The 7,337-nt window shown below is 49.7% G+C and carries 9 protein-coding genes; 2 read left to right on the forward strand and 7 right to left on the reverse strand.

What is annotated here, in order from left to right; translation table 11 throughout:
- Positions 1-3: 3 nt before the first annotated feature.
- The 7 genes from KQY15_RS06715 to KQY15_RS06745 form a co-directional block, all read right to left on the reverse strand.
- The gene (locus KQY15_RS06715; protein WP_254795477.1) at positions 4-504 is read right to left on the reverse strand and encodes a chalcone isomerase family protein; all 501 of its coding nucleotides are present in this window, start codon (positions 502-504) and stop codon (positions 4-6) included.
- Positions 485-1,039 (reverse strand): DUF2878 domain-containing protein, encoded by a 555-nt coding sequence (locus KQY15_RS06720; RefSeq protein ID WP_217668414.1) that lies wholly within the window; start codon positions 1,037-1,039, stop codon positions 485-487. The genes KQY15_RS06715 and KQY15_RS06720 overlap by 20 nt, the downstream gene beginning before the upstream one ends.
- Positions 1,036-1,776 (reverse strand): SDR family NAD(P)-dependent oxidoreductase, encoded by a 741-nt coding sequence (locus tag KQY15_RS06725; RefSeq protein WP_217668415.1) that lies wholly within the window; start codon positions 1,774-1,776, stop codon positions 1,036-1,038. The genes KQY15_RS06720 and KQY15_RS06725 overlap by 4 nt, the downstream gene beginning before the upstream one ends.
- 86 nt (positions 1,777-1,862) lie before the next feature.
- Positions 1,863-2,192: a hypothetical protein gene (locus KQY15_RS06730; RefSeq protein WP_217668416.1), complete on the reverse strand. Its 330-nt coding sequence runs from the start codon at positions 2,190-2,192 to the stop codon at positions 1,863-1,865.
- Between the two features lie 62 nt (positions 2,193-2,254).
- Complete coding sequence (gene tsaB, locus KQY15_RS06735) at positions 2,255-2,941, reverse strand: tRNA (adenosine(37)-N6)-threonylcarbamoyltransferase complex dimerization subunit type 1 TsaB (protein ID WP_217668417.1); 687 nt, start codon at positions 2,939-2,941, stop codon at positions 2,255-2,257.
- Between the two features lies 1 nt (position 2,942).
- Complete coding sequence (gene yoaA, locus KQY15_RS06740; protein ID WP_217668418.1) at positions 2,943-4,880, reverse strand: DNA repair helicase YoaA; 1,938 nt, start codon at positions 4,878-4,880, stop codon at positions 2,943-2,945.
- 91 nt (positions 4,881-4,971) lie between these two features.
- A complete protein-coding gene (locus KQY15_RS06745) occupies positions 4,972-5,223 on the reverse strand; it encodes a hypothetical protein (protein ID WP_217668419.1) in 252 nt (83 codons plus the stop codon).
- A gap of 481 nt (positions 5,224-5,704) precedes the next feature.
- Here KQY15_RS06745 and hisG point away from each other — a divergent pair, with 481 nt between their 5' ends.
- Positions 5,705-6,613 carry an ATP phosphoribosyltransferase gene (gene hisG, locus KQY15_RS06750; protein ID WP_217668420.1) on the forward strand — a complete coding sequence of 303 codons (909 nt, stop codon included), beginning with the start codon at positions 5,705-5,707 and terminating at the stop codon, positions 6,611-6,613.
- A gap of 14 nt (positions 6,614-6,627) precedes the next feature.
- Positions 6,628-7,337 (forward strand): histidinol dehydrogenase (gene hisD / locus KQY15_RS19005; protein ID WP_254795479.1); only part of this gene is annotated, 710 nt, incomplete at its 3' end.

Here is a 7,337-nt window from a genome sequence, read left to right on the forward strand (position 1 = left end):
ACCCTACTCTGCTGATATTAACTGGCGCCGTAATTTCGGCGCCATCGTATCAGGGTGTAACCAGATATCGAAAAACGCCGGCGCAAAATCTTTATCTTCAACCACACCGATGTCAGTTTCATTAAAATAAAACTGTACCTGGCCCTGTTCGGTAAGCAGCGCCGCTAAACGGTCACCTTCTGTCACGTCACGCCACAATGAATCAAGCGTATCAGCCCACTGCTGTTGCTGTTGTTTACTGCTGTTACCCAACCTTTGCCATTGCTCTACGGTGGCATCGATAAACTCTTGTTTGCTGATATCACGTTTGTAGGTTAACTCCAGCATCAATGGACGACTTTGCTGATAATCACTGAAGGTGCCATCTTTGCTGGCCAGTCTGGCATCATAAAGCTGCCAGAATAAATAGCGGTAACTGCCCTCGCCAACCGTTGTCAGATCAGGCGTTGCCGCCACCATGCCTGCAAAACCAAGGGCAATAACACTAGTTAACAGTGTGTGCATAGAACCTCCTGCTATATCCCAATATTACGCCAATAACTGCCCAAACTGCTACTAACGCAACAAATGACCAGCTTGCCAGCGGGAACTGCAATACACCACCACTTAAAGCTGCGCCGCCCAGATAAGATAATGGCCCCCCTGTCGCGCCAAGCAGCATGCCCAACCACCACGGCCGAAGAAACCCTGCCATAGTTTCAACTGCAGCCAGCGCGAAAAGTAGCCATATTAAGATAAACCAACCGGGTAACAGTAAGGCTTCGCTTGTTGTTCCGCTAAAAGAAATAACATCCAGAGAAACCAGGGTGCTGTCTATCACAATACCCACTGCGGCTATCGCCAGCACCGCCAGCCGTGCCCGGTTTGGCAACCTGTAAATGCCATATATTAAGTAGGCCAGTGCCGGTGTTACCGCCAGGCTCTGAAAATACACCAGTGCTAACCAGGCAAGCTCGAAGCCAATGATTGAACGCCAGTGAATGCCCGGATGCGGTGATAAATACCCCGATACTACAGGTGCTGCGCTGCCATTATTCATTGCTTTCTCATCCTGGCGGCCAGTTTATTGCGCAGGGTATAGGGCAATAAATTCAGCAATTTCAAACTGAAGCTGAGACGGCGCGGAAAACGCAACCGGCTTTTTGCGGCATTTATGCCGTCAAAAATTCGTTTGGCAGCCACTTCAGGTGCCATTAAAAATGGCATCTCAAAATCGTTTTTCCGGGTGAGCGGCGTATCAATAAACCCGGGTTCTATCAGGCAAACATTAATATCGGTATCGGCCAAATCAACCCGCAAACTGTCGGTAAAATAAGCGACGGCAGCCTTACTGGCACCATATGCTTCGGCCCGGGTAAACGGGAAAAAATGCGACATAGAACTGACAATAGCCAGAGTTGGATGATGTCCTTTGTTTAGCAACGGTAGCAAATAACGGGTGCAGCAGACAACACCTTGCACATTAACAGCAAAGGTGCGTTCAAATGCGGCTAAATCAAGATCGTCAACGTCAACGTACTCACAGGTTCCGGCGTTAAGTATCACGGCATCAAATTTCTGTCCGGTGGGTAATGCTGCCGTCCAGGTTGCCAGGGCTACGCTGTCAGTGACATCTAAACTTACCGGTTTTATATTTTCATGATTTTCAGCCAGTTCAGCCAGTTTGTCAGCCGAGCGGGCTACCGCATAAACCAGCCAGCCATTAGCGGCATAATGCAATGTTGTTGATTTGCCCATGCCAGAGCTGGCACCGGTGATAAGACAGGTTTTAGCCATAATATTTCCTTATATCGACACTGCATTGCAGCGCGTTAAAACGGTATTATGGTGTACGTACGCAATGGCACCGTGGGTGGATTTGTTCAGGCGTAAAGATCAACACCCAACAACGACTGAACTTCGGCACGACGTTGCTCGTTCTGTTGGCTCTGGTAAGCAGCAACCGCTTGCTGACCGCGATTGCTGTTAGTGTTCTGAAAGTCAGGGTTCTGAAAATTACTACGCTGATTTCGTTCGTTGTCCAGCTGATTAATTACCTGCTGACTGGCGCGGATACCGGTGCCGTTATTATCGCCCGGTAAACCTGACAATCGATTATCTTCAGCCTGTGGCGCACGGCGCTGCTCTGTGCCGGCAAATACGCTGGCAACATTAGCGGGGGCATTCAGGCTTTGATTAACAGTCAGGCTCATAACATCTTCAGAGTAAGCGAACTGGTGTAATTATAACCGCTTTACTGCTTTATCCAAGTATTTTATCTGCCAGACAACTTTTTCCAGCTTACCTCATCACGCACATAAACTGGTTCAGCTTGCGCGGCACTAACAAAATGGCCGTCAATAAATGGCTGCTGCGCCAGACGCAACATATCCTGTGCTGAGGGGTATAAAATATTACTAATGATTTGAGCAGGTTGTGCCCGCTGTAACTCATCCACATAGGTTTGCCAGCCAGTGCCGACGGCCATCACCTTGCCACTTAGGCCCAACGACGAAAGCGATTGCGGTTTAACCGCCTGTTCAGTCGTTAACGGTTGTACTATGCCCGTTGCATCACAGCCAAAGCAGCCCAGATACACTTCGGCCATCCTGGCGTCAATGGCTGCGACTATCTGGCTGGCCTGATGCAGCCGCACAGCGGCCTGGGCCATTGCGGCTAATGTTGAGACACCAAATACCGGCAAATCAGCTCCAAATGCCAGTCCCTGAGCAACTGATACACCAATCCTTACCCCGGTAAAACTGCCCGGACCACGGCCAAACACGATGCCGTCCAGATCAGTTAAGCTAAGGCCAGCTTCAGCCAGAACGTTGTCAATCATCGGCAACACTCTTTTACTGTGCTGTTGCGGACAAACTTCATCCAGAGCAATAATATTGTCCTGGTATAACAGGGCCACTGAACACGCTTCAGTTGAGGTATCTAACGCCAGTAACTTCACCTTAATTTTCCTGTCTTGTTTGTTGTAAAAACGCTACGGCATCGTCCACTGAGCGCGAACGACGCATTGGTGGCAGGCTTTTTAAAAAGACACTGCCATAAGGCCTGGTAACTAAGCGGTTATCACAAATCACCAGTACGCCACGGTCAGTTACATCACGAATAAGCCGGCCTACCCCTTGTTTCAGGGTAATGACAGCCTGCGGCAACTGCACGGTACTGAATGGGTCCAGGCCACGACGCTGACAATCTTCACTGCGAGCCTGCAACAAAGGGTCATCCGGCGACGCGAACGGCAGTTTATCAATAATCACGCAGCTTAGAGTATCGCCGCGAACGTCAACCCCTTCCCAGAAGCTGCCGGTACCCAGCAGCACAGCATTGTCCAGCGTCACAAACTGCTCCAGCAGCAGGCGTTTACCGGTCGAGCCCTGCACCAGCACCGGCTGGCTGATCTGCTCGGGCAGCGCATTGGCCATCCACTGTAGCATCCGGTGGCTGGTAAAAAGGAAGAAACACCGGCCGTTGTTCGCGGTAATCAGCTTGATTGCCAATGTCAGCAGCGCAGGGCCCATTTGCTGCTGATGTGGTTCCGGTAAATATCGCGGTAAACATAACATCGCCTGACTGGCATAATCGAATGGGCTTTCCAGTAGCAAAGTTTGCGCAGTATCCAGCCCCATCTGACCGGTGTAATGGCTAAACCCCTCGTTTACCGATAATGTTGCAGAGGTAAAAATCCAGCTTCGCTGTTCCGCAGCCACTATTGCTTTGAACCGCTCAGCAATACTCAGCGGTGTTAAATGTAAACTGATATGCATCCGGCTGGTTTCGTACCATAAACTGACCCCGACCTGATTTAAATCCTGCATTTTAAGCAACCGGTTTTTCAGCTGGGCAAGGCGTTCAAAAACACTGTCAACGGTATCACTGCGACCCAGGCTACTTTTTAATACCTGGTACAGCATATCAATCGCATCGTTTACCCGGGTAACGGCAGTTTGCATCGGTGCCTGCTGTGCCAGGTCGCGCCAGTTGCCACGGGCAGGCTCTGCGGCAAACTGCAACCGCCAGTCCCGCACCAGGCTGGCCAGTTTTTCCGCGACCTTCACTAATTGCGGGTGATCCCTGAGCTCAGATTTACAGGCCAGCTCCAAATCCCGACATAAATCCAGTAACAAGCGACTGGATACCTGCTCGCCAAAATAGTCACTGGCAATATCAGGTAGCTGGTGAGCTTCATCAAAGATAATCACATCCATCTGTGGCAGCAGTTCGCCAAAACCAGTATCTTTTAATGCTAAATCGGCAAAAAACAAATGATGGTTTACTACCACTAAATCAGCAGCCTGCGCGTTTTTCCGCGCTTTAAGCAGATGGCAGTCTTCGTATACCGGACAGTCCTTACCCAGGCAGTTATCTGTAGTACTGGTCACATATGGCAGGGCTTTAGAGTCTTCTGCAATATAGCTCAACTCTCCAATATCACCGGACTGGGTTTCTGCTGACCACTTTTTAATCAGGCTTAAATCCTGGATCAGCTGATCATCCTGCAGCGGCACATGGTTGTAATGCTGCTCCAGCCTGAACAGACACAGGTAGTTTGCCCGGCCTTTTAACAGCGCAGTATGTAATGGACTGGCCAGCGCCTGCTGCACTTTGGGTAAATCACGCAGGAATAGCTGTTCCTGCAGATTTTTAGTACCGGTGGACAGAATAACTTTTTTTCCGGCCAGCAGTGCGGGCACCAGATAAGCATAGGTTTTACCGGTACCAGTTCCTGCTTCTACTACCAAAGCGGTGTTTTCGGCAATGGCACCGGCAACTGCCTCAGCCATTTGCAGCTGAGCAGCACGCGGGTTAAACCCGGATATATTGCTGGCCAGTTTGCCATTCTCTGCAAAAGCAGCCAGCACCTTTCTGGCAAGACTGCTAGTCATGGCTTTGCTGGTTTAGCCTGAGGATTAAGCTCGTCACAACGACACCTGCTGGTTTAAAAGAGCGCTATTATGCCCTTATCAGCAGAAAAATTCAGACAAAAATATCCAGATGGCCGTCTTTATCAACATGCTGTTCTGCTTCAGGGGTAGTATAGGGTGCTTCAGGGTAGCGCTCGCCACGTCGCCGCTGCTCCGGTTCTGGCCGGCGCAGAATAAGAAATTTCTGTTCATTATGTTTCAACGGGCTTAATCTGGCTTCTTTAAATACCGGCACCACCTGCTTTGGATCAGGCTCTACCGGCGTGCCAGGCACCCGCGGCATAAACGGCATAAATGCGTCCATAACTGTCCCCTAAATGAGTCACTGATCTGTTATCGGCCTGGTGCTGAAAAACTTGAACAAGGCAGCTCATTGGCTATACAAGTTGACCATTTTTTAAACTTAAAATTCAGATTAGCATATCAGGCTGCAAAAATTATTTTTCGAACAAGACCCTATTAAATTACTTTAATTGTTATATATCAATCACTAATTAGAAAATCACAGCTGGTGCACTTCCCAAAATACCCTTGCACTTCATCCGTTTCACGGGTAACTTGTATAGCATATTGTTAAGCAGAAAAGATCAAGCAACACAGCCCATATGATTAATGTTACTACCCTGAGCCATCATCACAGGCACTAGCCGTCCGGTATTTCGGAGGGCTGTAGTCTGGCGCTCCGGTGGTAACGTAACAAAAACCCCGAGCCCAGGCCCGGGGTTTTTGTTTATCGTAATAAAAAAATATATTCACCAATTTTAGTTATCGTCATGGAGACCATTATGAGTCCGGCAACAGAAAGTAAACGCTTACGCATTGCAATGCAGAAATCTGGTCGTCTATCGGTTGATTCGCAGGCCCTTTTTGCCAGTTGTGGTTTAAAAATTAATTTACGGGAACAGCGACTGATTGCCCATGTTGAAAATATGGACATTGATATCCTACGGGTGCGTGACGATGACATTCCAGGCCTGGTAATGGATGGTGTCTGTGACTTAGGTATTGTCGGTGAGAACGTGCTGGAAGAAGAATCGTTGCAACGACAACTGGATAATCACAGTTTCGACTATACCGTGCTAAAACGGCTGGATTTTGGGGGGTGCCGTTTATCTATAGCGGTGCCGCAAGAAGATGAATATCAGGGAGCGGCTTCGCTGGAAGGCAAAACCATTGCCACCACTTATCCAAGATTGCTGGGCCGTTATTTAAAACAACAGGGAGTCAATGCCCGGGTTGTTACGCTAAAAGGCTCGGTTGAAGTTGCACCGCGAGCAGGATTAGCTGATGCCATCTGCGATCTGGTTTCAACCGGCGCTACACTTGAAGCCAACGGTTTGAGAGAAGTTGACGTAATTTACCGCAGCAAAGCGGTGTTAATTCAGCGCAAAGATTTAACTGACAACAAGCAGCTAAAACTGATAAACAAACTGATGCCACGGATTAACGGCGTAATGCAGGCCAATGAAAGTAAATACATTATGCTGCACGCTCCTCGCGCCAGGCTGGACGATGTGATTGCCCTGCTACCCGGTGCGGAAAACCCGACTATGCTGCCACTGGCGGGTAACGACGCCATGGTGGCAATTCACGTGGTGAGCAGCGAAACCCTGTTCTGGGAAACCATGGAGCAACTAAAAGCATTGGGCGCCAGTTCCATTTTAGTGCTGCCAATCGAAAAAATGATGGAGTAATGATGGTGACCACCATGGCGACAACTTCTGCCAACCTGTTTAACTGGACACAGCTTAATGCTGAGCAGCGGCTCGCTGCACTGGCCCGGCCTGAGCTGCCTGATACAGCGGATTTAAACGAGCAGGTGCGTGCAATTATCGGCACCGTTAAACAGCAGGGTGATAAGGCACTTCGAGCCTACAGTCAGCAGTTTGATGGTTTAGCAGATAACCCGCTTCGCCTGAGCGACAGCAAAAAACGCAGCCTGTTAGCCAGCTTGTTACCCGAGCGCAAAGCTGCCATTGAACTGGCTTATGATAACATCCGAAAATTTCATGCTGCCCAGCTACCTCGTGATATTGCAGTGGAAACCAGCAGCGGTGTCATGTGTCAGCTAAAAAGCCGGCCGATAAGTGCGGTTGGTCTGTACATCCCGGGTGGCAGTGCCCCCTTACCCTCGACGGTTCTGATGCTGGGTGTGCCGGCGCAACTGGCGGGTTGCCCACGCCCGGTGCTGGTTACCCCGCCCGGTAAGCCGGCCGCGGACGATATTGCACCGGAAATTCTTTATGCGGCCGAGCTTTGCGGTATTTCTGAAATTTATACCATCGGCGGCGCTCAGGCCATTGCGGCGCTGGCTTACGGCACTGAGACGATTGGCAAAGTGGATAAAATTTTTGGCCCGGGCAACCGCTATGTCACCGAGGCTAAGCAACAGGTAAGTCAGGATGCCAGGGGCGCAAT

The organism is Arsukibacterium indicum (genome assembly GCF_019100565.1).
Classification (GTDB): domain Bacteria; phylum Pseudomonadota; class Gammaproteobacteria; order Enterobacterales; family Alteromonadaceae; genus Alishewanella; species Alishewanella indicum.

Coding starts and splice junctions, on each gene's coding strand:
- KQY15_RS06715 (WP_254795477.1), bottom strand. CDS start 504: ATGCACACACTGTTAACTAGTGTTATTGCCCTTGGTTTTGCAGGCATG.
- KQY15_RS06725 (WP_217668415.1), bottom strand. CDS start 1,776: ATGGCTAAAACCTGTCTTATCACCGGTGCCAGCTCTGGCATGGGCAAA.
- KQY15_RS06720 (WP_217668414.1), bottom strand. CDS start 1,039: ATGAATAATGGCAGCGCAGCACCTGTAGTATCGGGGTATTTATCACCG.
- KQY15_RS06745 (WP_217668419.1), bottom strand. CDS start 5,223: ATGGACGCATTTATGCCGTTTATGCCGCGGGTGCCTGGCACGCCGGTA.
- KQY15_RS06730 (WP_217668416.1), bottom strand. CDS start 2,192: ATGAGCCTGACTGTTAATCAAAGCCTGAATGCCCCCGCTAATGTTGCC.
- hisG (WP_217668420.1), top strand. CDS start 5,705: ATGAGTCCGGCAACAGAAAGTAAACGCTTACGCATTGCAATGCAGAAA.
- yoaA (WP_217668418.1), bottom strand. CDS start 4,880: ATGACTAGCAGTCTTGCCAGAAAGGTGCTGGCTGCTTTTGCAGAGAAT.